The sequence below is a fragment of the Bartonella birtlesii IBS 325 genome, assembly GCF_000273375.1.
Lineage (GTDB): Bacteria > Pseudomonadota > Alphaproteobacteria > Rhizobiales > Rhizobiaceae > Bartonella > Bartonella birtlesii.
The window spans coordinates 1483467-1508966 of record NZ_CM001557.1 but is presented as its reverse complement, the minus strand read 5'-3'; the positions used below and the strand labels follow the sequence as shown (position 1 = coordinate 1508966).

Genomic DNA, 25500 nt, shown 5'->3' with positions numbered 1-25500 from the left:
ATGGATGTTTCTTTGATTGTTCCAATTGCCATGGAAGAGAAACTTCGTTTTGCTATTCGTGAGGGCGGTCGTACTGTTGGTGCAGGGATCGTTTCTAAGATCATTGAGTAAATAATGGTTGTTGAAAGCGTCTTTAGTTATTAAAGGCGCTTTACATGACAGGGAAATAAAAGAGCATGAACAGTCAGAATATCCGCATTCGCTTGAAAGCGTTTGACCACAGAATTCTTGATGCATCGACACGTGAGATTGTATCGACTGCCAAGCGTACTGGTGCAAATGTCCGTGGTCCTATTCCGCTTCCGACGCGGATTGAGAAGTTTACGGTTAATCGCGGGCCGCACATCGATAAGAAGAGCCGTGAGCAGTTTGAAATGCGTACACATAAGCGTCTTCTTGATATTGTTGATCCAACGCCACAAACAGTGGATGCGCTTATGAAGCTCGATCTTTCTGCTGGTGTGGATGTAGAGATTAAGCTCTGAGGTTTGAGGACAGAAGGAACAGACCCGATGCGTTCAGGTGTAATAGCACAGAAGCTGGGCATGACCCGTATTTATAATGAAGCTGGTGAGCATGTGCCGGTAACGGTGCTTCGTTTAGAAAATTGTCAAGTTGTGGCTCAGCGTACAGTTGAAAAGAATGGTTATACTGCTGTTCAATTAGGTGTAGGCTTTGCTAAGGTTAAAAATACTTCAAAAGCTCTTCGTGGGCATTTTGCTAAGGCTTCTGTTGAGCCAAAAGCTAAAATAGCAGAGTTTCGTGTGAGTCCTGATAATCTTCTTGATATTGGTACCGAGATTACGGTGGAACATTTTGTTCCAGGGCAAAGAGTTGATATAACAGGTACGAGTATTGGTAAGGGGTTTGCCGGTGTTATGAAGCGCCATAATTTTGGTGGACATCGTGCTTCGCATGGTAATTCAATCACGCATCGTGCACATGGTTCGACAGGGCAATGTCAAGATCCTGGTAAAGTGTTTAAAGGTAAGAAAATGGCTGGTCATATGGGACAGGTTCGTGTAACAACACAGAACATCGAGGTTGTTTCTACAGATATTGAACGCGGTTTGATTTTGGTGCGTGGGGCTGTTTCTGGTTGCAAAGGCGCTTGGATTTTGGTGCGGGATGCTGTAAAGAGATCTCTTCCCAATAATGCACCGAAGCCTGCGGGTGTTCGTCGTTTTGCGAAGGAGAAAACGGAAATGGTTGCTCCAATGGTGGAAGCCTCTGAAGTTGAGGGGGCCGAATAATGGATCTTGTAATTAAAACCCTTGATGGGGGTGAGGCTGGTAAGCTAAAGGTTTCTAAAGCTATTTTTGGTCTCGTCCCGCGTGAAGATATTTTACAACGTGTTATCCGTTGGCAGCTTGCTCGCCGTCAACAGGGGACACATCAATCGCAAGGGCGCTCTGATGTATCGCGAACAGGTGCGAAGATGTTTAAACAAAAAGGAACAGGTCGTGCTCGGCATTCATCTGCTCGTGTTTCTCAGTTTCGAGGCGGTGGTAAGGCGCATGGTCCAGTGGCCCGTGGTCATGCACATGGTCTTCCTAAAAAAGTTCGTGCTCTGGGGTTGCGGCTTGCTTTGTCAGCGAAATTAAAGGCAAAAGATTTGATTGTTGTTGATGAAATGCGTGTTCAAGATGCTAAAACCAAGGTACTTGTTTCTCATTTTTCTAAACTTGGATTTGATAATGCTCTCTTAATTGGCGGAAAGGAAGTCGATGCTAATTTTTCTCGCGCAGCATCTAATATTCCGAATATTGATATTTTACCAATTCAGGGAATTAATGTTTATGATATTTTGCGTCGCAGTAAACTTGTTTTATCAAAGGCAGCTGTCGAAGCTCTTGAGGAACGTTTTAAATGATAGATCTTCGTCATTATGATATAATTGTTAGTCCAGTTATTACTGAAAAATCGACTATGATTTCTGAATATAATCAAGTTGCTTTTAATGTTGCGCTGAAAGCAACAAAACCTGAAATTAAAGCTGCTGTTGAAGCGCTTTTTAGCGTTAAAGTAAAGGCAGTTAACACGATAGTTCGTAAGGGTAAAGTGAAGCGTTTTAAAGGCATTGTTGGTCGGCAGAGTGATGTTAAAAAAGCAATCGTGACGTTGGCAAATGGTCAGTCTATTGACGTTTCTACAGGTCTTTAAAGAGACTCGGAGATAAGGATAATGGCACTTAAACAGTTTAATGCAACTACGCCAGGGCAGCGTCAACTTGTTATTGTAGATCGCTCTTGTCTTTATAAGGGTAAGGCTGTAAAAACGTTAACTAAGGGTTTGTCATCAAAAGGTGGGCGTAATAATCGTGGTCGCGTCACAGCTCGTTTTCAGGGTGGTGGTCATAAGCGTAGTTATAGACTTGTGGATTTTAAGCGTCTTAAACGCGATGTTTCAGCGAAAGTTGAGCGTTTGGAATATGATCCGAATCGCACAGCTTTTATTGCACTCATTCGCTATGAAGATGGGCAATTAAGTTATATTCTTGCTCCACAGCGTCTTGGTGTTGGTGATTCTATTATTGCTGGTTCAAATGTTGATGTTAAAGCGGGTAATGCTATGCCGCTCGGTAATATGCCGGTCGGTACAATTATTCATAATGTTGAAATGAAGCCTGGAAAAGGTGGACAGATTGCACGTGCGGCTGGTACTTATGCACAGTTGGTTGGGCGTGATCAAGGAATGGCTATTCTTCGGCTTAATTCTGGAGAACAGCGTTTAGTGTCTAGCAGTTGTTTTGCAACCGTTGGTGCTGTTTCAAATTCTGATCATGGGAACATTAATGATGGCAAAGCAGGACGGTCGCGTTGGCGTGGTAAACGTCCACATGTTCGTGGTGTTGCTATGAACCCAGTTGATCATCCACATGGCGGTGGTGAGGGGCGTACATCAGGAGGACGTCATCCGGTGTCTCCTTGGGGAAAGCCTACAAAGGGTAAGCGTACGCGCTCTAATAAAGCCACCGATAAGTTTATTATGCGTACGCGTCATCAGCGTAAGAAATAAGAAAGGTAGTCTGAAGTGGTTCGTTCAGTTTGGAAAGGTCCGTTTGTTGACGGCTATCTTCTTCGGAAATCAGAGAAGGTTCGTGCGAGTGGACGCAATGAAGTTATCAAAATATGGAGTCGACGCTCTACCATTTTGCCACAGTTCGTTGGTTTAACTTTTGGTGTTTACAATGGTAGTAAGCATATTCCTGTTTCCGTTTCTGAAGAGATGGTTGGGCATAAGTTTGGTGAATTTGCTCCCACTCGGACTTATTATGGGCATGGTGCAGATAAAAAAGCGAAGAGGAAATAGGTAATGGGAAAAGCTAAGATTCCGCGCCAGCTCAAAGAAAATGAGGCGAAAGCTGTCACTCGAACGATTCGTGTTAGTCCACAAAAACTTAATTTGGTTGCTGCGATGATTCGTGGCAAGAGGATTAATGTGGCGCTTGCTGATTTGACATTCTCACGTAAACGTATTGCTGGGACTGTGAAAAAAACTCTTGAATCAGCGATTGCAAATGCAGAAAATAACCACGATCTTGATATTGATTCGCTTGTTGTTGTAGAAGCCTATGTTGGTAAGTCGGTAGTAATGAAGCGTTTTCATGTTCGTGGTCGTGGTCGTGCCAGTCGAATTGAACGTCCATTTTCGCATCTTACTATTGTTGTTCGTGAAGTTACCGGAAAAGTGGAGGCCGCATAATGGGTCAGAAGATCAATCCAATAGGGCTTCGTCTTGGAGTCAATCGGACTTGGGATTCCCGTTGGTATGCTGATAGTGGAGAATATGGACGTCTTCTTCATGAAGATTTGAAGATTCGTTTATATGTATTGGAAGAACTGAAGCAGGCTGCTATTTCTAAAGTCGTTATTGAACGTCCTCATAAGAAATGTCGTGTAACGATTCATTCAGCGCGTCCTGGCCTCATTATTGGCAAAAAAGGTGCTGATATCGAAAAGCTTCGTCGTAAGCTTTCGGAAATGACCAGTGCTGAGACTTCATTGAATATTGTGGAAATACGTAAGCCGGAAATTGATGCTACAATTATTGCACAGTCAATTGCACAACAGTTAGAGCGCCGTGTTGCCTTTCGCCGTGCAATGAAGCGTGCGGTTCAATCAGCTATGCGTCTCGGCGCAGAAGGAATTCGTATTAACTGTTCCGGTCGTCTTGGTGGTGCTGAAATTGCGCGTATGGAATGGTATCGTGAAGGTCGTGTTCCACTTCATACCTTGCGTTCTGATGTTGATTACGGTACAGCAGAAGCTAAGACTGCTTATGGTATTTGTGGTGTTAAGGTTTGGGTCTTTAAAGGTGAAATTCTTGAGCATGATCCCATGGCTTCAGAGCGTCGTGCTACAGAAGTTGATCATTCTGGTTCTTCATCGAATCGTCGCCGCGAAAATGCTTAGTTTTTATGATTGAGCTAGAATTTGGAGTAGAGAGCAATGTTGCAGCCAAAGCGCACAAAGTTCCGTAAACAATTCAAGGGCCGTATTCGCGGCGTTTCGAAGGGTGGTACGGATTTGAATTTCGGTGCTTACGGTTTGAAAGCTGTTGAGCCAGAGAGAATTACTGCACGCCAAATTGAAGCGGCGCGTCGTGCGATTACACGTTATATGAAACGTTCTGGGCGTGTATGGATTCGTATTTTCCCAGACCTTCCCGTGACATCTAAACCAACGGAAGTTCGTATGGGTAAGGGTAAAGGAAGTGTGGATTATTGGGCTATGCGTGTTGCGCCTGGACGTGTCATGTTTGAGCTTGATGGAGTTTCTGAGGATGTAGCACGTGAAGCACTGAGACTCGGTGCTGCAAAGTTGCCTATTAAAACGCGTTTCATCCAGAGAATTGCTGAATAAAGAGGTTGAGCGATGAGAGCCACAAAATTACGGGCGCAGACGCTCGACCAAATGAAAGATGAGTTGGCTAAGTTAAAGAAAGAGCAGTTTAATTTGCGTTTTCAAAGAGCAACGGGCCAATTGGAAAAGACTGCACGTGTTAGGCAAGTTCGTCGTGACATTGCGCGTGTTAAAACTTTTCTTCGTCAGAAGATAAACGAAAGTAAGGTTTAAGGAAATAAGTGATGCCTAAACGCATTTTGCAGGGTGTTGTTGTTAGTGACAAGAACGATAAGACTGTGGTTGTTAAAGTGGAGCGTCGTTATTCTCATCCACTTCTCAAAAAGACTGTTCGACAGTCTAAAAAGTATAAAGCGCATGATGAGAGTAATCAGTTCAAAGTTGGGGATCAGGTTTCTATTCAGGAATCTAGACCAGTTTCGAAAGATAAGCATTGGACTGTTGTTAAAGGCAGTGTAGCATAGTTAATTAAGTTTGTTGTTTTAAAATTTAGTAGTGGTTTTTTATCCGTTGATAAATTTAAAAGCGATGTTTTGTCATTATTTGGCAGGCGAATCCGGATGTGTTAAAGACATAATCGGTTATAAGTGTTAAGAGAAGGTGGCCAATCATGATTCAGATGCAAACAAACCTTGATGTTGCCGATAATTCTGGTGCTCGTCGTGTCATGTGCATCAAAGTGTTAGGCGGTTCAAAGCGAAAATATGCTTCGGTCGGTGACATTATTGTTGTTTCGGTCAAGGATGCTATTCCACGTGGCCGTGTTAAAAAGGGTGATGTGATGAAAGCTGTGGTAGTTCGTACTGCTAAGGATATTCGTCGCGCAGATGGTAGTGTTATTCGTTTTGATGGCAATGCTGCTGTTTTAGTGGATAATAAGAAAGAGCCGATCGGTACACGTATCTTCGGACCAGTTCCCCGCGAGCTTCGTGGTAGGAATCATATGAAGATCATTTCGCTCGCTCCTGAAGTGTTATAGGGAGTGGTGGTATGCAAAAAATTCGCAAAGGTGATAAAGTTGTCGTTTTATCCGGTAAGGATAAAGGATGTAGGGGTGAAGTCATTAAGGTAAACCCAAAGGAGAATAAAGCTTTTGTTCGCGGCGTTAATATGATTAAGCGTCATCAGCGTCAGACACAAAAGCAAGAAGCAGGTGTTGTTTCTAAAGAAGCTCCAATTCATCTGTCTAATTTGGCGATTGCCGATCCTAAAGATGGTAAACCTACGCGTGTGGGTTTTCGTATGAATGCAGATGGTAATAAGGTTCGTTTTGCCAGGCGTTCGGGAGAATTGATTAATGGCTGAAGAAAAACAAATACCGCGCATGAAAACGCATTATTTTGAAGTGGTTCGTAAAGCGCTTCAAGAGAAATTTCATTATAAAAATGCAATGCAAATTCCACGGATTGACAAAATTGTAGTTAATATGGGGATTGGTGAGGCGACTGCTGATTCTAAGAAGCCATCTTTTGCTGCTGAAGATTTGGCACTTATAACGGGTCAGAAAGCTGTTGTTACTCGTGCGCGTAATTCTATTGCGACTTTTAAAGTGCGTGAAGGAATGCCACTTGGGGCTAAAGTTACATTGCGTAAAGATCGTATGTTTGAATTTTTAGATCGTCTTGTTACGATTGCGCTTCCGCGGGTTCGTGACTTTCGTGGTTTGAACCCAAAAAGCTTTGATGGTCGTGGCAATTTTGCTGTGGGCATTAAAGAGCACATTGTGTTTCCAGAAATCAACTATGATAAAGTTGATCAAATTTGGGGCATGGATATTATCGTTTGTACGACAGCGGAAACAGATGATGAGGCGCGCGAATTATTGCGTGCTTTTAATTTTCCTTTTCGTTCGTAACGGCAAACGTAGCGAGGTAAGATTATGGCCAAAGTAAGTGCCGTTGAAAAAAATAAGCGTCGTGAGGTGATGGTAAAGCGTTATGCTGCACGTCGTGCGCGTTTGAAAGTGATTGTTATGGATCAGAAGGTTTCTCTCGAAGAGCGTTTTAACGCTTCTGTTCAATTAGCAGAGTTGCCACGTAATTCTGCAAAGGTTCGTGTTCGTAATCGTTGTGAGGTTTCAGGACGTCCTCGGGCTTATTATCGTAAATTAAAAATGTCGCGGATTGCATTGCGTGAACTTGGTTCTATTGGGCATATTCCAGGCATTGTTAAGTCTAGTTGGTGAGAGGAGATTACTCAATGTCTATGTCAGATCCTCTTGGTGATATGTTAACGCGTATTCGTAATGCGCTTGGTCGTAAAAAAGGAAAAGTGGTTACGCCTGCTTCTAAGCTTCGTGCTCGCGTTCTTGATGTTCTCCAGTCTGAAGGTTATATTCGCGGATATAATCAAATTGATTTAAGTGTTGGAAAATCTGAAATTGAAATCGAGTTGAAATATTTTGAAGGATCAGCTGCTATTCGTGATATTGCACGTATTTCAAAACCTGGTCGTCGGGTGTATGTTTCTGCTAAATCACTTCCTCAAGTGGCAAATGGTCTTGGTATTTCTATTTTATCAACTCCTAAAGGGGTTATGGCGGATCATGAAGCGCGTGAAAAGAATGTTGGTGGAGAACTCCTTTGCCGTGTTTTCTGAATTATTTTAAGAAAACGGAAGAAAAGTAGGTTAGAACAATGTCTCGTATTGGAAAAAAGCCCATTACAATTCCTTCTGGGGTTACTGCAACTGTTGAAGGTCAACTGGTTAAAGCAAAAGGTCCAAAAGGTGAACTGAGTTACATCGTAAATGATGAGGTCTTAGTGAAATTTGAAGATAATATTATATCTGTTTTGCCACGGGATCAGTCAAAAGATGCACGCTCTAAATGGGGGATGACGCGTTCAATGATTGAAAATATTTTTTGTGGTGTGAAGGATGGCTTTGAAAAGAGGTTGGAGATTAACGGAGTTGGTTATCGTGCTGCTTTGCAGGGTAGGGATGTTCAGTTGTCATTAGGTTTTTCGCACGATGTGGTTTATAAGGTGCCGTCGGGTGTTACTGTAATGGTTCCTAAACCTACAGAAATTGTTATTTCTGGGATTGATAAGCAGCAAGTCGGCCAAGTTGCAGCGGAAATTCGCGAATATCGTAGGCCTGAGCCTTACAAAGGTAAAGGTGTTAAGCATGCAGATGAGCACATCTTCCGTAAAGAGGGTAAAAAGAAATAAGGATTTTGTATTATGGTTTCGTCTAAGAACATTATCCAGCGTCGTGCACGGCGTATTCGTCGTAGAATTAAAATGGTTTCTAGTAATCGTCCGCGGCTTAGTGTTTATCGTTCAAATCAAAACATTTATGCTCAAATTATTGATGATTTGCATGGGTGTACACTTGTTTCAGCATCTACGCTTGATAGTGATTTGAAAAAATTATTAAAAAGTGGTGCTGATAAAGAAGCTGCTTTTGCTGTTGGTAAATTAATTGCTGAGCGTGCAAAACAGGCTGGTGTTAATGAGGTAGTTTTTGATCGTGGGGCATATGTTTACCACGGTAGAGTAAAGGCTTTGGCTGAAGCTGCTCGTGAAGGGGGGTTGAATTTCTAAAATGCCTTATCTAAAAATTTAAGTAAGGGGAGTAGGGGTATTTCGTGTGAGTTTCTCTAGTTATAGATAGGGAGGCTTTGTTAAGGTGCTTCCGGAAAAGAAAAAGGAATGAGGAATGGCACAAAAAGAACGTAGTGAACGAGATGAGCGTGATAGTGATTTTGTCGATAGGCTTGTTCATATCAATCGCGTTGCTAAAGTTGTAAAGGGTGGTCGGCGTTTTGGTTTTGCTGCTCTTGTTGTTGTTGGAGATCAAAAAGGCCGTGTAGGTTTTGGTCATGGAAAAGCGCGTGAAGTGCCAGAGGCTGTTCGTAAAGCTACAGAATCTGCAAAGCGTGCGATGATTTATGTTCCGCTCCGGTCTGGTCGTACATTGCATCATGATCTTGAAGGGCGTCACGGAGCTGGTCGTGTTTTGTTACGTTCAGCTTCTGCTGGTACTGGTATTATTGCCGGTGGACCAATGCGTGCGATTTTTGAAACTCTTGGTATGCAGGATGTTGTTGCAAAATCACTGGGGTCATCTAATCCTTATAATATGGTGCGTGCAACATTTGATGCGTTAAAGCGTCAAATGCATCCTAGGGATATTGCCGTTCAGCGGGGTATAAAATATTCAACTTTGCAGGCTCGTCGTCAGCATTTAGTTGATGCAGAGGGATAGTTTCTGAGATTGTCAGAAAAGGAATTAAGAAATGGTTCAAAAAAAATCTCAGAGTGATAAAACTGTAACGGTAGAACAAATTGGAAGTCCGATTCGGAATTCACAGATTCAGCGTGCAACCTTGAAAGGGCTTGGGTTAAATAGAATACGTAGACGGCGTATTTTAGAGGATACGTTTTGTGTGCGTGGTATGATTGCTAAGGTTCGCCATCTTGTTCGCGTTATAGATGAAGATTAAAGGTTGCGGGAGTATAAAATATGAAACTCAATGAGCTGCGTGATTGTAAAGGTGCAACGAGAGATCGTAAACGTGTTGGGCGTGGTATTGGTTCTGGTACTGGTAAAACTGGTGGGCGTGGTGTAAAGGGACAAAGTTCACGTTCTGGTGTTTCACTTAATGGTTTTGAAGGTGGGCAAATGCCTATTTATCGCCGTTTACCAAAACGTGGATTTAAAAATTTTTTTACTAAGACTTATAACGAAGTTTCGCTGGGACGTATTCAATCGGCAGTTGATGTGGGAAAGTTGAATATTGAGAAACCTGTTGATATTATGGCGTTGAAAGAGGCTGGTATTATTCGTCGTGTGAGAGATGGTGTACGTTTGCTTTCGGATGGTGAATTAAAAGCTAAGATTATAGTTCATGTTTCTGGTGCTTCTGAGGTTGCTCGTATGAAAATCGAGAAAGCTGGGGGGCAGGTTATTTTTTCTGAGGTTGTTCGATAAGTTTTTTGATATAAATAATGTTCTAAGGAGGACTTTTATTTAAAGATATCTTTTATGAAGAATTATTTGAGTTTTACACCTCTTTATGTATGACGATATGAATTTTTAAAGTTATACTCCTGTGATTTTAAGAACTGGAGTGTAAACTGGAGACGTTTTATGGCATCAGCAGCAGAGCAATTTGCTTCCAATATAAATTTTGGTACTTTTTCACGTGCGACCGAATTAAAAAAACGCATTTGGTTTACTCTAGCTGCGCTTCTTGTTTTTCGCTTTGGTACTTATATTTCTCTTCCCGGTATTAATATTGATTCTTTACAACAGACATTTGAACATCATGCTTCTGGTGTTTTGGGGTTGTTTAATATGTTTGCTGGAGGTGCTGTTGGACGCATGGCAATTTTTGCATTGGGAATTATGCCTTATATATCAGCGTCAATTATTGTACAATTGCTAACCTCAGTTATCCCTTCGTTAGAAACCCTTAAAAAAGAAGGTGAAGTAGGTCGTAAGGTTATTAATCAGTATACTCGTTACGTAACGGTAGTTTTGGCAATTCTGCAAGCTTTTGGTATTGCGGTTGCGCTTGAAACTGGTATAGGAACGGGGCTTCAGATTGTTATAGAACCAGGACTTATGTTCCGTGTTTCTTCTGTAATTACACTTGTTGGTGGAACGATGTTTCTTATGTGGCTTGGAGAGCAAATTACGTCACGTGGTGTTGGTAATGGGGTTTCTCTTATTATTTTTACAGGAATTGTAGCTAATCTTCCTTCCACTTTTGCTCAGCTTTTAACTGCTCATAGTCAAGCTGATTTATCAACCTTTTTGTTGATAGCTATCGTTTTTATCGCGGTTTTTGTTATTGCCGTTATTGTTTTTGTAGAGCGTGCTCAGCGGAAAATTCTTATTCAATATCCGAAACGTCAGGTTGGAAATCAGATGTTTCAAGGAGATATGTCACACCTTCCTTTAAAATTAAATACTGCTGGTGTTATTCCACCAATTTTTGCTTCATCTTTGTTGTTATTGCCTGCAACTATTAATAATTTTTCTGATAAAATGCCACAATGGATGCAAGTCATTTCTTATTCTCTTGGTCACGGACAGCCACTTTATATGATTGTTTATGCATTTTTGATGGCATTTTTTTGCTTTTTTTATACGGCTATTGTCTTTAATCCAAGTGATACGGCAGATCAGTTAAAAAAGCATTCTGGTTTTATTCCAGGTATTCGTCCTGGTGAGCGTACTGCCGAATATATTGATTATGTTTTGACACGCATTACTGTTGTGGGGGCAATTTATATTGTTTTGGTTTGTTTGTTACCTGAATTTATGATATCTGCCTTGCAAGTTCCTTTTTATCTTGGCGGGACGTCTTTGTTGATCGTTGTTACTGTTACGCTTGATACGGTTGCCCAAATTCAAGGACATCTTGTTGCGCACCAATATGAAGGATTGATTAAAAAGTCAAAACTTCGTGGAGGTAGAAGGAATCGATGAGAATTATTCTTTTGGGTCCTCCTGGAGCTGGAAAAGGTACACAAGCTAAAATGTTAACTGAGACGTATAATATTCCTCAGTTATCAACAGGTGATATGTTGCGTGAAGTTATTTCTAGAGAAACAGAAATTGGGCAAAAAGCTAAAGCGGTTATGAATTCTGGTGCTTTAGTTCCTGATAGTATTGTTAATCAAATTGTATCAGAACGAATTGACGAAAGTGATTGTATAAACGGTTTCGTCTTGGATGGCTATCCGCGGACTGTGGGACAGGCAGAAGCATTGCAACAGATTTTACAGTCGAAAAATATGCAACTTGATGCTGTTATTGAGCTGAGTGTTGATGAAAATGCTTTAATTGAGCGTATGAAGAAACGCGTTGATGAAACGATGGCGGCTGGTAAAAAGGTTCGTGCAGATGATAATCTTGTTGCTTTTGCGAAGCGATTGGTAGAATTTCGTGAGAAAACAATTCCTTTATCGAGATTTTATTCAGAGAAGGGATTATTGAAGGTAATTGATGGCATGAGGGATATTGCTGTGGTTTCATGTATGATCAAGGGGGTGCTTCAATAAGTAAATTTTTTAGAAATAAATGAAAAGTCTTGACTTTTTTGATAAAATCTATCAAAAGCACATTTAGTTTATTTCTGTAGAATAATCGGATTCGGGATGTATTTGTGCCGGGTCATTTTTTCTGTAAGGTACATCGGGTATTTTATGGTTAATTGTCAACAAAATTAAGGAGAGTGGGCGTGGCTCGTATCGCTGGCGTCAATATCCCAACAAATAAGCGTGTAATTATTGCGCTTCAATATATTCACGGGATTGGACCAAAATTTGCTCAAGAAATTATTAAAAAGGTTGGCATTCCTATAGGGCGCCGTGTGCATGAGCTTTCTGATGCGGAGGTGTTGCAAATTCGTGAAGCGATAGATCAAGGCTATCAGGTTGAAGGAGATCTTCGTCGTGAAGTTGCCATGAATGTTAAGCGCTTGATGGATCTTGGTTGTTACCGTGGATTGCGTCATCGTCGTTCTTTGCCTGTTCGTGGGCAGCGTACACATACCAATGCCCGTACACGTAAGGGGCCAGCCAAAGCAATTGCTGGTAAGAAAAAGTAGAATTTTTTATTTCGAGTAAAGAGTTTCGTTTTTTATATTTTGTTTCTTGTTAAGTTTTTAACAAGAGCAAAGAGGGTGTAGCTGCTGGTATTACGGCAGTGAAGAGATCATTGAAAGGAAGGTCATGGCCAAGGAAGCCACGCGTGTTCGCCGTCGCGAGCGAAAAAATATTTCATCAGGTGTTGTGCATATCAATTCAACATTTAACAATACAATGATTACCATCACTGATGCTCAAGGGAATACCATTGCTTGGTCATCTGCGGGGGCTCAAGGATTTAAAGGTTCACGCAAATCTACACCTTTTGCTGCTCAGGTTGCTGCGGAAGATTGTGCTAAAAAAGCGCAAGAACATGGTATGCGTTCGTTAGAAGTTGAGGTTTGTGGTCCTGGATCAGGTCGCGAGTCTGCTTTGCGTGCTTTGCAATCTGTTGGTTTTGTCATTACTTCTATTCGTGATGTAACACCAATTCCTCATAATGGATGTCGTCCGCGGAAAAGGCGGCGTGTTTGATTGGGTATTGTTTTATTGTTGTCAGAGTCTTCTCTGATGTTCACATTAGCCGTTACGATTGAATAGTAACGGGAGTAAAGAACGGGAATAAAAATATGATCCAGAAAAACTGGCAGGAACTGATAAAACCCAATAAGGTTGAATTTTTTGCGCATGATAATCCAAATGTTTTGAGTGTAATTGCTGAGCCTCTTGAGCGTGGTTTTGGTTTAACATTGGGAAATGCTCTTCGTCGTGTATTATTGTCATCGCTTCGTGGTGCTGCAATTACTGCTGTGCAAATTGATGGTGTGTTGCACGAATTCTCATCAATTCCAGGTGTTCGTGAGGATGTTACAGATATTATTCTTAATATCAAAGAGATTGCGCTTCGTATGGAAGATGAGGGGCCTAAACGGGTTGTTATTTGTAAAGAGGGTCCTGGTGTTGTGAGAGCAGGGGATATCAATACTGTTGGAGATATGGAAATTCTCAATCCAGAGCATGTTATCTGTACTCTTGATGAAGGTGCTGAGATTCGTATGGAGTTTATTGTCAATACAGGCAAAGGGTATGTTCCATCTGATCGTAATTGTGCTGATGATGGACGCATAGGTCTTATTCCGGTTGATAGTCTTTATTCGCCAATTCGTAAAGTTTCTTATAAAGTAGAGAATACGCGTGAAGGTCAGGTTCTGGATTATGATAAATTAACCCTTACAATTGAGACAAATGGTGCTGTTAATGGGGAGGATGCTGTTGCTTTTGCAGCGCGTATTCTTCAGGATCAATTATCATTATTTGTTAATTTTGAAGAACCTCAAAAGGAAGCTGTTGAAGAGCCCGATTCGGAGCTTGCTTTTAACCCTGCACTTCTCAAAAAGGTGGATGAGTTAGAGCTTTCAGTTCGTTCAGCGAATTGTCTTAAGAATGACAATATTGTCTATATTGGTGATCTTATCCAGAAGACAGAGGCTGAAATGCTTCGGACACCAAATTTCGGGCGCAAATCTTTAAATGAAATTAAGGAAGTTTTGGCATGTATGGGATTGCATCTTGGTATGGAAATTTCTGCATGGCCGCCTGAAAACATTGATGATCTCGCCAAACGCTATGAAGATCAGTATTAAAATTTAGAATTTGAGGAGAAGGCTTATGCGCCATAGTAAATCAGGCCGCAAGTTGAACCGGACTGCCAGCCACCGTAAGGCGATGTTCTCTAATATGGCGGTTTCGCTGATTGAGCATGAACAGATCATGACAACGCTTCCAAAGGCTAAGGAAATTCGTCCTATTGTTGAAAAATTAGTGACTCTCGGTAAGCATGGAGGTTTGCACGCGCGTAGACAAGCAATTGCAGTACTTCGTGATGCGGGAAAAGTTGCAAAATTATTTGATATACTTGCGCCGCGTTATGCATCGCGCAACGGCGGATATTTGCGTATTATGAAAGCGGGATTTCGTACAGGTGATAATGCTCCCATGGCTGTTATAGAATTTGTTGATCGTGATGTTGATGCGAAGGGCGCTGTGGATCGTGCACGTGTGGAAAATTCTGCGGCTCAAAAAGAAGATTCTTCGTAAAGATAGAGTATTTTTTAGATTTTAGAGAACCGTCTTTTCAGGGCGGTTTTTTTTATAAATATTTCCGATTCTATTATTGTTCTATAAATATAAGAGAATATTATACCATATTGAATTATTTGATTTTTATAATATTTATTATTCCAGTGGTTGTTTTTCTTCTTCATTATAAATATTAATAGAAATCTTTAGCTTATGCAGGGTAAGAAGGTTTCTTGTCCTATTGATATTAAAGAATAGGTTATTTAAAGGAGTGACTAATGAGGTATTCTCTTTTGGTATGGCTTTTTTTTGTGATTATAGCGCAAATATCATTTCCTTGTGCATATGCCCAAATCCCGCAAACACAATCAGAAATTACTCTTTCATTTGCTCCTTTAGTTAAAAAGACTATCCCGTCTGTTGTAAATATTTATGCAGCTCGGCAAATTAGAGCACGTTCGCCTTTTGAAGGCGATCCATTTTTTGAGCAGTTTTTTGGTCGTTTTCAAAATAATTTGCCTGTACGTAAGCAATCTTCATTAGGGTCTGGGGTGATTGTTGATACGCGTGGTCTGATTGTTACGAATTATCATGTCATTAAGGATGCAAATGAAATTAAAGTTGCTCTTTCTGATGGACGAGAATTTGAGAGTAAGATTATGCTCAAAGATGAAGCGACGGATATTGCTGTACTTAAAATTGATGCAAAAGGTGCGCAGTTTCCCGTTCTTCCTTTGGGAGATTCCGATGCAGTTGAAGTTGGTGATCTTGTTTTAGCAATTGGTAATCCTTTTGGTGTTGGTCAAACAGTTACAAGTGGTATTGTGTCAGCGCAAGCACGTACACGTGTTGGTATTTCTGATTTTGACTTTTTTATTCAAACAGATGCTGCCATTAATCCAGGGAACTCTGGTGGGGCTTTGATTGATATGAAAGGGCAATTAATCGGGATTAATACAGCTATTTATTCGCGTTCTGGTGGCTCCGTAGGGATTGGTTTTGCTATTCCAGCGAATCTCGTAAAGGTGATGCTTGATACTGTTAAGCATGGTGGGAAGTATTTTGTACCGCCTTATATTGGTGCATCTTTTCAAAATGTTACACCTGATATTGCAGGTGGTTTAGGTTTAGAACGTCCCTATGGTGCTCTTATTGTCGACATTAGCAAAGATAGTCCTGCTGAAAAAGCTGGTTTGAAAGTAGGGGATGTTATTTTGAGTATGCAAGGGGTACGAATTGATAGTCCAGATAGCCTTGGATATCGTTTGATGACAGCTGGCATGGGGCAAAGTCTTCCTTTAGAATATTTACGAAATGGCAAAACTTTCAAAACAGAAATAACCGTTTTATCAGTACCAGAATCTGAATTCTTAAAATCTGAAAAAATTATTGATGAGGGTCCTCTTTCTGGTGCTGAAGTATTAGATTTAACGCCGCAAAATAGTCGACGTTTTCATCTTCCTGTATCTGCAAAAGGTGTTGTGATTACCAATCTTGATGAACTGAGCAATGCTGCTGGAATTTTTCGTCCAGGAGATATTTTGCGTGTTGTTAATGGCCATAAGATTCAAACAGTCAGTCAGTTGAAAAAGATTCTTATGCAAAGTCGTCCGCGTATTTGGCAATTGGAATATGAACGTGATGGTATGTATATTCGCCAATTTATTCGCTGAGGTTTTTTTTGAACAAAGATTTTTTTACTTCGTCGCTTGATTTCCAAGTTAATAAAAATCAGCCGCTTGCAGAAAGGATGCGTCCTCGCTCTCTTCATGATGTAATGGGACAAGATCACTTAGTTGGGGAGGAGGGGGTGCTTTCACGCATGATAGCAGCTGGTTCATTTGGTTCGATGATTTTCTGGGGACCACCGGGGACAGGAAAAACAACAGTTGCACGTTTGTTAGCTCTTGAAACAAATTTCTCTTTTGAGCAAGTTTCTGCTATTTTTACTGGAGTTTCTGAACTTAAAAAGATTTTTGAAATTGCTCGGGCTCGTTTTATGTCTGGGGGGCGAACGGTTTTGTTTGTCGATGAAATTCATAGATTTAATCGTGCTCAGCAGGATAGTTTTCTTCCCGTCATGGAAGAAGGTACGGTCATTCTTATAGGTGCAACAACAGAAAATCCTTCATTTGAACTTAATGCTGCTCTTCTTTCTCGTGCACGTGTTTTGACGTTTCTTCCCCATGACAATGAAAGTTTGAGCAAGCTTTTGAAACGCGCGGAAGAAGTGGAAGGAAAGCTTCTTCCCTTGGATGATGATGCTAGAGGTATTTTGATCGGGATGTCTGATGGTGATGCGCGGGCAGTGTTAATATTGGCAGAGGAAGTTTGGTGTGCTGCACGACAAGGAGAGATATTTGATACTGTTGCTTTGCAAAAAATCATTCAACGTCGTGCTCCAATTTATGATAAAGGACAGGAGGGGCACTATAATCTCATTTCAGCGTTGCATAAGTCAGTTCGTGGATCTGATCCTGATGCTGCTCTTTATTATTTGGCGCGTATGTTTGATGCGGGAGAAGATCCTCTCTATATTGGGAGAAGATTAGTTCGTATGGCTGTTGAAGATATTGGTTTGGCAGATCCTCAAGCTCTTGTTATTTGTAATGCAGCAAAAGATGCTTATGATTATTTAGGATCACCTGAGGGAGAATTGGCTTTAGTACAAGCGTGTCTCTATGTTGCAACTGCGCCAAAATCAAATGCAACATATCTTGCATATAAAGCAGCACTGCATTGTGCACGAAAAAATGGCTCTTTACCTCCTCCTAGGCACATTTTGAATGCACCTACAAAATTTATGAAAGAAGAAGGGTATGGACATGGTTATCGTTATGACCATGATGAACCAGATGCTTTTTCGGGACAGGAATATTTTCCTGAGAAACTTGGGCGCCAGAGCTATTATCAACCACGAGAACGTGGTTTTGAACGTGAAATCGCGAAACGTCTTGAGTGGTGGAAAAAATTGCGTAAAAAGCGAACCAGTTAAAAATGTAATTTTAATTAAGATATAATTTTTACGGATCTTAAACTTATTTTACGTCAGTTATGTGATTATAATTCCATTAACAGACTATGGTATGTTTTAAATGCTTATTTCTTCATAGTAAGAATTTATATACCCTTAAAAATCAAATTTAAGAGATATTTGTCTAGCTATAATTCATGCGCTGCTTTGTACTTGTGATTTCAGTTGTGTACGATGTATTGTGGTTTTGATTGATGAGAAATTTTTTGGCTATCAATAGGGGGGATTAGATTAAGAGATATGATTTCTTCAGTGTTTGTAAAAAAGTATCAGAAATGCTGTATATAAAGTACCATGTTGAAATTTAAATTGTTTCTTTTCTAGAGGAGAGATATAAATATACCAAGTTTCTTTCCTTACTATGGAGGTTTTTTGTCATAAGATAAGGAAGAGTAATTCTTTCTATTATGGTAATGATCTGTTGTTGACACAATATGGGATTAAAAATGGAAATAGTCTGTGAAAATTTAAATTCAAGACTTTAGTTAAGCTAAAATAACAGTGTACACTAAACATTTGGTTGTTATGAATCGGTCAAGGATATAATTGTGGATAAAACAAAAGCTCTCGATGCTGCTCTCTCACAAATTGAACGTTCTTTTGGTAAAGGCTCAATTATGCGTCTTGGGCAAAAAGAGCAGGTTGTTGAAATTGAAACAATTCCAACGGGCTCATTATCCTTGGATATTGCTTTGGGTGTTGGTGGATTACCGAAGGGGCGTATTGTTGAGATTTATGGACCAGAAAGTTCTGGAAAAACAACATTGGCTCTTCATGCTATTGCTGAGGCACAGAAAATTGGTGGGATTTGTGCTTTTATTGATGCGGAGCATGCTCTTGATCCTATTTATGCACGTAAGCTTGGTGTTGATTTAGAAAATTTGTTCATTTCTCAACCCGATACTGGTGAACAAGCGCTGGAAATTACAGAAACGTTGGTTCGTTCTGGTGCTGTTGATGTACTTGTTGTTGATTCTGTAGCGGCTTTGACGCCACGGGCGGAAATTGATGGTGAAATGGGTGATGCTTTACCTGGGCTGCAGGCTCGGTTAATGAGTAAAGCGTTGCGAAAACTAACAGCAGCAATTTTTCGCTCTAACTGTATGGTTATTTTTATTAATCAAATTCGCATGAAAATTGGTGTCATGTTTGGTTCCCCCGAAACGACAACAGGCGGAAACGCTTTAAAGTTTTATGCTTCTGTTCGTTTAGATATTCGTCGTATTGGATCTATTAAAGATCGGGATATGATCGTTGGTAATCAGACACGTGTTAAAGTTGTCAAAAATAAATTGGCTCCTCCGTTTAAGCAAGTTGAATTTGATATTATTTATGGTGAAGGCATTTCCAAAGTAGGTGAGTTAATTGATTTGGGTGTCAAAGTTGGCGTTGTGGAAAAATCTGGTGCATGGTTTTCTTATAATTCTCAGCGTTTAGGGCAGGGACGGGAAAATGCAAAGCAGTTTTTACGCGATCATGTAGAAATAGCTACAGAAATCGAGACAGCTTTGCGTCAAAATGCTGGTCTGATTGCGATTGAATTGTTAGAAAATGTAGGGGCAGAAAATATAGAAAACGATGAAGAAATTTGATGGAATGCTTGTCTGAATGTGTGACCGTCATTTATTTTTTTATTTGTTAGAGTTTTAAAATATTAAGATCGCTTATTTCTAAATTTCTTTGAATAAAAATCCACCCTTTGATTAAATTAACTCTACGTGTAGAAAAGAGGATATTTAATGAGGGGAATTTTGTTTTTATGGTTTTGCGCTGTACTCTACAGGTTACGATATGAATAGTGTTAATAGTATACGGTCAACTTTTCTAGATTATTTTCATCTTAATGGGCATAAAGTTCTTTCTTCTAGCCCTCTCGTTCCGCGTAATGATCCTACACTCATGTTTACAAATGCAGGAATGGTGCAGTTTAAAAATGTTTTTACTGGACTTGAACAGCGTCCTTATAAGCAGGCAGCAACGGCGCAAAAATGTGTCCGTGCCGGTGGAAAGCATAATGACCTTGATAATGTCGGCTATACAGCACGTCATCATACATTTTTTGAAATGTTAGGTAATTTTTCTTTTGGTGATTATTTTAAAGAAGAAGCCATTTTTTTATCATGGAATCTTTTAACAAAAGAATTTTGTCTTCCAAAAGAAAAGTTGTTAGTGACAGTTTATTATAGTGATGATGTAGCTGCTGAATTATGGCGTAAAATTTCAGGTCTTCCTGATGAAAAAATTGTTCGTATTGCAACGTCTGATAATTTTTGGGCGATGGGAGATACAGGTCCTTGTGGTCCTTGTTCAGAGATTTTTTATGATCATGGCGATGGAATTTTTGGAGGACCACCTGGAAGTGCAGATGAAGAGGGTGATCGCTTTATTGAAATTTGGAATCTTGTTTTTATGCAGTATGAGCAGATAAGCAAAGAAGAGCGTGTTGAATTGCCTCATCCTTCTATTGACACAGGCATGGGATTAGAGCGCATTGCTGCTGTTTTACAGGGTGTTCATGATAATTATGACATTGATCTTTTTCGTGCATTAATTATAGCATCTCAAGAGATAACAGGGGTTAAGGCAACGGGTGAATTTGTTGCGAGCCATCGCGTGATTGCTGATCATCTTCGCTCATGTGCGTTTTTGATTGCTGATGGTGTTCTTCCTTCCAATGAAGGAAGGGGATATGTTTTACGTCGTATTATGCGTCGTGCTATGCGTCATGCGCACCTCCTTGGTGCTAAAGAACCTTTAATGTGGCGACTTTTGCCTGCTTTAATTCACGAAATGGGACAAGCGTATCCTGAATTGGTGCGTGCTGAATCTTTGATTTCAGAAACTTTGAAGTTAGAAGAAACGCGTTTTCGTAAAACACTTGAACGGGGACTCTGTTTGTTGAATGAAGCAAGTACTACTCTTAAAGAAGGAGACTCTTTGAGTGGTGAAGTTGCTTTCAAGCTTTATGACACCTATGGTTTTCCGCTTGATTTGACACAAGATGTTCTGCGTCGTCGCGGAATATTTGTTGACGTTGACGCTTTTGATAAGGCGATGGAACATCAGAAAGAGGAAGCACGTGCCAATTGGACTGGTTCCGGAGAAGCCGTTACGGAAAAGATCTGGTTTTCGCTTCGTGAAAAAGTGGGGGCTACAGAATTTTTAGGTTATGGTACTGACACAGCTAAAGGTATTCTTACAGCTCTTGTGTATGACGGTAAAATTGTTGATCATATTTCTTCAGGGCAGAAAGCCGTTCTTGTTGTAAATCAGACACCTTTTTATGGTGAATCTGGTGGGCAGATTGGTGATAGCGGTATCATTTCTCATGAAAATTTTATTTTTGAGGTGCATGATACCCAGAAAAAAGGTGATGGTGTTTTTATCCATATTGGTGAAGTGAAATCTGGTCGGGCAAGGACATCTGATTGTGTAGAATTAACCGTTGATGTTGTTCGTCGTAAGAAAATTCGTGCGAATCATTCTGCTACCCATTTATTACACGAAGCTTTACGCCAAATATTGGGAGCTCATGTTACACAGAAGGGATCTCTTGTATTGCCAGATCGGTTACGATTTGATTTTTCTCATCCAAAACCTGTTTCTTTAGAAGAACTGAAAAAAATAGAAGATTTAGCGAACGATATTGTTTTGCAAAATAGTGAGGTAACAACTCGCCTTATGCTCGTGGATGATGCAATTTCTGAAGGGGCTATGGCGTTATTTGGTGAAAAATATGGTGACGAAGTTCGTGTTGTTTCTATGGGGAACCAACGTGAACAGGGAGAATTAAAGAAGAATTGGTCAATCGAGCTTTGTGGTGGCACACATGTGAAGAGAACAGGAGATATCGGTTTGATTCATATTGTTTCTGAAAGTTCTGTAGCAGCTGGAGTTCGTCGTATCGAGGCTTTAACAGGTACAGCGGCACGCCTATATCTGAACCGCCAAGAGGAGCATATCCGTGAAATTGCTGATCTTTTAAAGACTTCTTCTGCTGATGTAGAAGAACGTGTTCGGATTTTGCTTGATGATCGTCGTAGACTTGAAAAAGAGTTGAATGATGCGCGCAAGAAAATTGCTTTAAATGGTGGGGACATGAAGAGTGGTCAAGCAGATATTACCATCATCAATGGCATTTCTTTTATGGGGCGTGTTGTTGAAAATATTTTACCACGAGATCTTAAAGCATTAGTGGATTCTGGAAAGAAGCAAATTGGATCTGGTGTTGTTGCTTTCATAGGTGTTTCAGAGGATGGTAAGGGGAGTGTTGTTGTTGGTGTTACGGATGATTTGACTGATAAGTTAAATGCTGTTGATTTGGTGCATATTGTTTCAGGTATCCTTGGGGGTAAAGGTGGTGGTGGCCGACCTGATATGGCGCAGGCTGGTGGGTCTGATGGGAATAAGGCTTGTGAGGCACTCGCGGAACTAAAAGCTTTTCTTGAAAGATAATTTCTGATTGGTTATTTGTGTTGCTTCGCTTCGAGATTTTTTTAAGAGGGAGCGCTTATTCTATGATGCCATGGCTTTGTACAATGGGAACACGTTTTCATCTTCTCCTATCGCTGGTTGCTCGATTGTTAAGCCGCTGGCTTTTAGTAGTTTATAAAAGCGCCCGCCTTTATTGATCAGTTCTTGAAAACTTCCTTTTTCAATTAAGTGACCATGTTCTAGAAATAGCACAATATCAGCATTGCGTATTGTTGAAAGGCGATGTGCTATAATAAAAGTGGTACGATTGTGACTTATGCAATCGAGAGCATCTTTAACGCGCGCTTCCGTTTCAACATCAAGGGCACTTGTTGCTTCGTCTAGAATGAGGATAGGGGCATTTTTTAAAACAGCGCGCGCAATTGCTAAACGTTGTCTTTCTCCACCTGACAATTGAGAACCTCGCTCGCCCACTATTGTTTCATAACGATTGGTTTTTGTTAGAATAAAATCATGGGCAGCTGCTATTTTTGCCGCTTCATAAAGTTCCTCATCCGTTGCGGTTGCTTTTCCTATCGAGATGTTGTCGTGGATAGTCCGATTAAAAAGGCCAGCGTCTTGAAATACTGTTGCTAAAGATTTGCGTAAGGATTCGCGATTAACAGAGCGTATATTTATTCCGTCAATAGAGATATTTCCAAATGTAGGGTCATACACGCGTTGCAACAAATTGATTAATGTTGTTTTTCCAGCTCCTGTTGGTCCTACAATTGCAACAGTTTGTCCTGTTTTAACTTCAAAGGAAAGGTCAAAAACACCTTGAGAAGAATTTGGGAATTTATAAGTAACATGATGAAATTGTACGGCACCTTTAACATTTTGGAGGGAAGGTAGATTTACAGGTTCTTTGATATAAAAGGTTGAGTCTTCCATTGCAAAAAATTCTTGTAATTTTGCTTGTAAGGATATGGTTAAATTAAAAAAATTGCTCATTTGATCCAAACGACAAATCATTAATTGTGCAAATCCGACGAATGCGACCACCTCACCTACACGTAATTGGTTTTTTGCTACAAAAAAAGCTCCAAGCAAAAGAACACAAACTATTGAAATGGTTGAGGCCATTCGGTTTAAGCCACTTGCAAGAGCCCACCAATTGAGAACAGGGTTTTGTGCTTTAAGAAGATTGTTTGTATGCTGATGCAGTACGTAAGCTTCTTCCTTTATTCGGTTATAGCTTTGTACAATGGAAACGTTAGAGATTGAATCGCTGACATGTTTAAAAAGGTCATGATGGTAGTTTTCTACAGCCGCTTGTCCGTCTTTTGTTTTTCGCATCACTAAACGTGCAATCAGTACATAAATGATGGCGAGTACAACCAAGACTGTTGAAAGACGCCAATTCATGTTAAAGGCTATGGGAATGAGAACGAATAAGGCAACAAGCGTTGAGAGATGTTGACGCATAAAATCAAGCCATATAGTTGACATAGAGTCTATGGCGCGCAAGAGTGTATGGAGAGTATTAGAAGTTCCGCGTTGTTGATGCCAGATTAAAGGCATAGTAATGATCCGCTCAAAGGATTCCGTTAAAACAGCTAAGCGACGTCTATGTGCTAAACGATCAGCACCACGAGCAACAAGGACATAAGCAATAATATGTGAAAGCCCAAAACAGGCCCAAATGGTGAGAGTTAAAACAATACCTGATTTTTCTGCAATAGCATCAATGACGCGTCCAAATAAAATAGGTTCTGCAATGGTGATGATAGCCAATATAATATTTGCTGAACAGATTAAAAGAGATGTATTTTTTTCTCTGTTTAGGTAGCTGAGAACACGTGCATAGGTTTTGAATAAGGACACAGAGCATTATCTCCAATAGTTACCAGAAGCGGTAAAGGTTATAGTTCTGATAATCATTAGGTTTGAGTTAATAAAATTTTCTCAGTAAGAAAATGCAATTTTAGATACTGACTGTAATATGGTGTGATAAAGCCAGTTCTATAGGATATGAATTTTTGCGTTTATAAAGATAAGATATAAAACGGATCAAGAAAATTATCTGATAAGGGAAGTATTATGGTAGGCGTCGAAATAAAACAGGTTTCGGTAGATGAAAACGGAATGCGTTTGGATCGCTGGTTTAAAGTGCATTATCCAAGAGTTGGATTTGGATATTTACAAAAGTTGCTCCGTTCTGGCCAGATACGGGTTGATGGTGGGCGTGTTAAAACCGATACGCGTCTTCTCATGGGGCAAGTTGTGCGCGTTCCTCCTTTTCCTGTTGATGATAAGGAAAGCTTTCCTATAACGGATAAAACACTTCGTGGACAGGATGATGAAACCGTTTTGAAAAAGATGCTCCTCTATGAAGATCCAAAGATTTTTGTTTTTAATAAGCCTGCGGGGTTAGCTGTACAAGGTGGTTCTGGTTTGACGCGCCACGTGGATAGCATGCTTGAGGTATGGCGCAATAAGAAAGGCGAAAAACCACGTTTAGTGCACCGCCTTGATCGTGAAACATCTGGTGTGCTCATTGTTGCGCGATCTAGGAGTGCTGCGCAGGCTTTAACAGCTGCTTTTAGAGAGCGGGAAACGAAAAAGACTTATTGGGCATTGGTTCGGGGAGTGCCTAAAAAAAAGCAGGATAAAATTTCAACATGGGTGGTGAAGGATATTACTGCACAAGGTGATAAAATGCGTGTTTGTGAACATGGAGAGCCAGATTCTAACCATGCGGTTTCTTACTATCGCGTTTTAGATACTAGGGGGAGGGCTCTTTCGTGGCTTGAAATGGAACCCTATACGGGGAGAACACATCAGCTACGTGTGCATGCCGCCCATATGGATCATCCTATCATTGGTGATTCAAAATATTTTTTTTCTGATAGTAATTGGGCATTACCAGGGGGAATTCAAAACCGTCTTCACCTTCATGCCCGCCGTATTCGTATTCCTCATCCTTCAGGAGGGGTTTTAGATATTATCGCACCTTTACCACCTCATATGGTACAAAGTTTTAATCTTTTGGCTTTTAATGAGGATGATGATAACACACAATAAGGTTATTTATCCTATTACGTTATGCCGGTAAAGCAGCATTACGGCGAAGTTTAGGGTGATGATATTGGGTAGGGAAATTTATGTAGAAGGGGGATGTTAGGCGAATGATTGAGGTGCCTTTCCAGCTGTTAAGCAAGATAGGATAAAGGTAAAGAGTAAAATGCACTGTTCCATAATCTTTCTGTTGATGCGCGTTTTTCCCTTTTAAATTCTGCAAAAAATATTTTAAAAACAGTAAAACTGTGTGGAAACCATTTGTAGGTGGATGATTAGCAAGATGATGAATGCATTTTTATTAGTAAATTCAATGTATTAAATTTTTAAAGTAAGATAAAACATTTTTTAAAATTATTTCAACAGTTGTTACTGAATATAAAAACAAGACTTTTGTCTTGTTTATAAAATAAAGGGCATAGTCTTAAATCAGATTGAGGTTTATGAAATCTCTTTCTTTGAGGCGAGGTGGAGGTCAATGTTT

General features: G+C 40.3%; 34 protein-coding genes. 33 read left to right on the top strand and 1 reads right to left on the bottom strand.

Going from position 1 to position 25500, the window contains the following annotated elements; genetic code table 11:
- The 32 genes from QWU_RS09820 to alaS all read left to right on the top strand — a co-directional run.
- Nucleotides 1-111, top strand: a 111-nt coding sequence (locus tag QWU_RS09820; RefSeq protein ID WP_017196482.1) for an EF-Tu C-terminal domain-related protein, incomplete at its 5' end; no start/stop codon positions are given.
- A 65-nt stretch (nt 112-176) separates the two neighbouring features.
- Complete coding sequence (gene rpsJ, locus QWU_RS07230) at nt 177-485, top strand: 30S ribosomal protein S10 (RefSeq protein ID WP_004855744.1); 309 nt, start codon at nt 177-179, stop codon at nt 483-485.
- 27 nt (nt 486-512) lie between these two features.
- Nucleotides 513-1253 carry a 50S ribosomal protein L3 gene (gene rplC, locus QWU_RS07225; protein WP_006589499.1) on the top strand — a complete coding sequence of 247 codons (741 nt, stop codon included), beginning with the start codon at nt 513-515 and terminating at the stop codon, nt 1251-1253.
- Nucleotides 1253-1873 (top strand): 50S ribosomal protein L4, encoded by a 621-nt coding sequence (rplD, locus tag QWU_RS07220; protein WP_006589500.1) that lies wholly within the window; start codon nt 1253-1255, stop codon nt 1871-1873. Before rplC ends, rplD begins: the two co-directional genes overlap by 1 nt.
- A complete protein-coding gene (locus tag QWU_RS07215; RefSeq protein WP_006589501.1) occupies nt 1870-2163 on the top strand; it encodes a 50S ribosomal protein L23 in 294 nt (97 codons plus the stop codon). Before rplD ends, QWU_RS07215 begins: the two co-directional genes overlap by 4 nt.
- 21 nt (nt 2164-2184) lie before the next feature.
- Nucleotides 2185-3018, top strand: coding sequence for a 50S ribosomal protein L2 (gene rplB, locus QWU_RS07210; protein ID WP_006589502.1), 834 nt, complete (start codon nt 2185-2187; stop codon nt 3016-3018).
- 15 nt (nt 3019-3033) lie between these two features.
- Nucleotides 3034-3312: a 30S ribosomal protein S19 gene (gene rpsS, locus QWU_RS07205; protein WP_006589503.1), complete on the top strand. Its 279-nt coding sequence runs from the start codon at nt 3034-3036 to the stop codon at nt 3310-3312.
- 3 nt (nt 3313-3315) lie between these two features.
- Nucleotides 3316-3705: a 50S ribosomal protein L22 gene (gene rplV, locus QWU_RS07200; RefSeq protein WP_006589504.1), complete on the top strand. Its 390-nt coding sequence runs from the start codon at nt 3316-3318 to the stop codon at nt 3703-3705.
- The gene (gene rpsC / locus QWU_RS07195; protein WP_006589505.1) at nt 3705-4415 is read left to right on the top strand and encodes a 30S ribosomal protein S3; all 711 of its coding nucleotides are present in this window, start codon (nt 3705-3707) and stop codon (nt 4413-4415) included. The genes rplV and rpsC overlap by 1 nt, the downstream gene beginning before the upstream one ends.
- Before the next feature lie 36 nt (nt 4416-4451).
- Nucleotides 4452-4865: a 50S ribosomal protein L16 gene (gene rplP / locus QWU_RS07190; RefSeq protein ID WP_006589506.1), complete on the top strand. Its 414-nt coding sequence runs from the start codon at nt 4452-4454 to the stop codon at nt 4863-4865.
- Nucleotides 4866-4877: 12 nt separating this feature from the next.
- Nucleotides 4878-5078 (top strand): 50S ribosomal protein L29, encoded by a 201-nt coding sequence (gene rpmC / locus QWU_RS07185; RefSeq protein WP_006589507.1) that lies wholly within the window; start codon nt 4878-4880, stop codon nt 5076-5078.
- An 11-nt stretch (nt 5079-5089) separates the two neighbouring features.
- Nucleotides 5090-5329 carry a 30S ribosomal protein S17 gene (gene rpsQ, locus QWU_RS07180; protein WP_006589508.1) on the top strand — a complete coding sequence of 80 codons (240 nt, stop codon included), beginning with the start codon at nt 5090-5092 and terminating at the stop codon, nt 5327-5329.
- Between the two features lie 146 nt (nt 5330-5475).
- Nucleotides 5476-5844: a 50S ribosomal protein L14 gene (rplN, locus tag QWU_RS07175; RefSeq protein ID WP_004859184.1), complete on the top strand. Its 369-nt coding sequence runs from the start codon at nt 5476-5478 to the stop codon at nt 5842-5844.
- Between the two features lie 11 nt (nt 5845-5855).
- Nucleotides 5856-6170 (top strand): 50S ribosomal protein L24, encoded by a 315-nt coding sequence (gene rplX / locus QWU_RS07170; protein WP_006589509.1) that lies wholly within the window; start codon nt 5856-5858, stop codon nt 6168-6170.
- Nucleotides 6163-6720 (top strand): 50S ribosomal protein L5, encoded by a 558-nt coding sequence (gene rplE, locus QWU_RS07165; RefSeq protein ID WP_006589510.1) that lies wholly within the window; start codon nt 6163-6165, stop codon nt 6718-6720. Before rplX ends, rplE begins: the two co-directional genes overlap by 8 nt.
- Before the next feature lie 24 nt (nt 6721-6744).
- On the top strand, nt 6745-7050 hold the full coding sequence (gene rpsN, locus QWU_RS07160) for a 30S ribosomal protein S14 (RefSeq protein ID WP_006589511.1): 306 nt from the start codon (nt 6745-6747) through the stop codon (nt 7048-7050).
- A gap of 14 nt (nt 7051-7064) precedes the next feature.
- Nucleotides 7065-7463, top strand: a complete 399-nt coding sequence (rpsH, locus tag QWU_RS07155; RefSeq protein ID WP_006589512.1) for a 30S ribosomal protein S8 — start codon at nt 7065-7067, stop codon at nt 7461-7463.
- A gap of 38 nt (nt 7464-7501) precedes the next feature.
- Nucleotides 7502-8035: a 50S ribosomal protein L6 gene (gene rplF / locus QWU_RS07150; protein ID WP_006589513.1), complete on the top strand. Its 534-nt coding sequence runs from the start codon at nt 7502-7504 to the stop codon at nt 8033-8035.
- Nucleotides 8036-8047: 12 nt separating this feature from the next.
- Nucleotides 8048-8410, top strand: coding sequence for a 50S ribosomal protein L18 (gene rplR / locus QWU_RS07145; RefSeq protein WP_006589514.1), 363 nt, complete (start codon nt 8048-8050; stop codon nt 8408-8410).
- 115 nt (nt 8411-8525) lie between these two features.
- On the top strand, nt 8526-9074 hold the full coding sequence (gene rpsE, locus QWU_RS07140; RefSeq protein ID WP_006589515.1) for a 30S ribosomal protein S5: 549 nt from the start codon (nt 8526-8528) through the stop codon (nt 9072-9074).
- A gap of 31 nt (nt 9075-9105) precedes the next feature.
- On the top strand, nt 9106-9312 hold the full coding sequence (rpmD, locus tag QWU_RS07135) for a 50S ribosomal protein L30 (protein ID WP_017196481.1): 207 nt from the start codon (nt 9106-9108) through the stop codon (nt 9310-9312).
- A gap of 20 nt (nt 9313-9332) precedes the next feature.
- A complete protein-coding gene (rplO, locus tag QWU_RS07130; RefSeq protein ID WP_006589517.1) occupies nt 9333-9800 on the top strand; it encodes a 50S ribosomal protein L15 in 468 nt (155 codons plus the stop codon).
- 159 nt (nt 9801-9959) lie between these two features.
- Entirely contained in the window at nt 9960-11306 is a 1347-nt protein-coding gene (gene secY / locus QWU_RS07125) for a preprotein translocase subunit SecY (RefSeq protein ID WP_006589518.1), read from the top strand.
- Complete coding sequence (locus tag QWU_RS07120; RefSeq protein ID WP_006589519.1) at nt 11303-11881, top strand: adenylate kinase; 579 nt, start codon at nt 11303-11305, stop codon at nt 11879-11881. The genes secY and QWU_RS07120 overlap by 4 nt, the downstream gene beginning before the upstream one ends.
- 179 nt (nt 11882-12060) lie before the next feature.
- Nucleotides 12061-12429 (top strand): 30S ribosomal protein S13, encoded by a 369-nt coding sequence (gene rpsM, locus QWU_RS07115; RefSeq protein ID WP_006589520.1) that lies wholly within the window; start codon nt 12061-12063, stop codon nt 12427-12429.
- Nucleotides 12430-12553: 124 nt separating this feature from the next.
- The gene (rpsK, locus tag QWU_RS07110) at nt 12554-12943 is read left to right on the top strand and encodes a 30S ribosomal protein S11 (protein WP_006589521.1); all 390 of its coding nucleotides are present in this window, start codon (nt 12554-12556) and stop codon (nt 12941-12943) included.
- Nucleotides 12944-13038: 95 nt separating this feature from the next.
- A complete protein-coding gene (locus QWU_RS07105; protein ID WP_006589522.1) occupies nt 13039-14052 on the top strand; it encodes a DNA-directed RNA polymerase subunit alpha in 1014 nt (337 codons plus the stop codon).
- A gap of 25 nt (nt 14053-14077) precedes the next feature.
- Nucleotides 14078-14506: a 50S ribosomal protein L17 gene (gene rplQ / locus QWU_RS07100; RefSeq protein ID WP_006589523.1), complete on the top strand. Its 429-nt coding sequence runs from the start codon at nt 14078-14080 to the stop codon at nt 14504-14506.
- A gap of 260 nt (nt 14507-14766) precedes the next feature.
- Nucleotides 14767-16161, top strand: a complete 1395-nt coding sequence (locus tag QWU_RS07095; protein ID WP_006589524.1) for a DegQ family serine endoprotease — start codon at nt 14767-14769, stop codon at nt 16159-16161.
- Between the two features lie 8 nt (nt 16162-16169).
- Nucleotides 16170-17483, top strand: a complete 1314-nt coding sequence (locus QWU_RS07090; RefSeq protein WP_017196479.1) for a replication-associated recombination protein A — start codon at nt 16170-16172, stop codon at nt 17481-17483.
- A 587-nt stretch (nt 17484-18070) separates the two neighbouring features.
- Entirely contained in the window at nt 18071-19114 is a 1044-nt protein-coding gene (gene recA, locus QWU_RS07085) for a recombinase RecA (RefSeq protein WP_006589526.1), read from the top strand.
- A 199-nt stretch (nt 19115-19313) separates the two neighbouring features.
- Nucleotides 19314-21977, top strand: a complete 2664-nt coding sequence (gene alaS / locus QWU_RS07080; protein ID WP_017196478.1) for an alanine--tRNA ligase — start codon at nt 19314-19316, stop codon at nt 21975-21977.
- 60 nt (nt 21978-22037) lie between these two features.
- Here alaS and QWU_RS07075 read toward each other — a convergent pair whose 3' ends face one another.
- Nucleotides 22038-23822 carry a glucan ABC transporter ATP-binding protein/ permease gene (locus tag QWU_RS07075; protein WP_006589528.1) on the bottom strand — a complete coding sequence of 595 codons (1785 nt, stop codon included), beginning with the start codon at nt 23820-23822 and terminating at the stop codon, nt 22038-22040.
- Nucleotides 23823-24038: 216 nt separating this feature from the next.
- Between QWU_RS07075 and QWU_RS07070 the strand changes: the two genes are divergently transcribed.
- Nucleotides 24039-25022 (top strand): RluA family pseudouridine synthase, encoded by a 984-nt coding sequence (locus tag QWU_RS07070; protein ID WP_006589529.1) that lies wholly within the window; start codon nt 24039-24041, stop codon nt 25020-25022.
- Nucleotides 25023-25500: the final 478 nt, after the last annotated feature.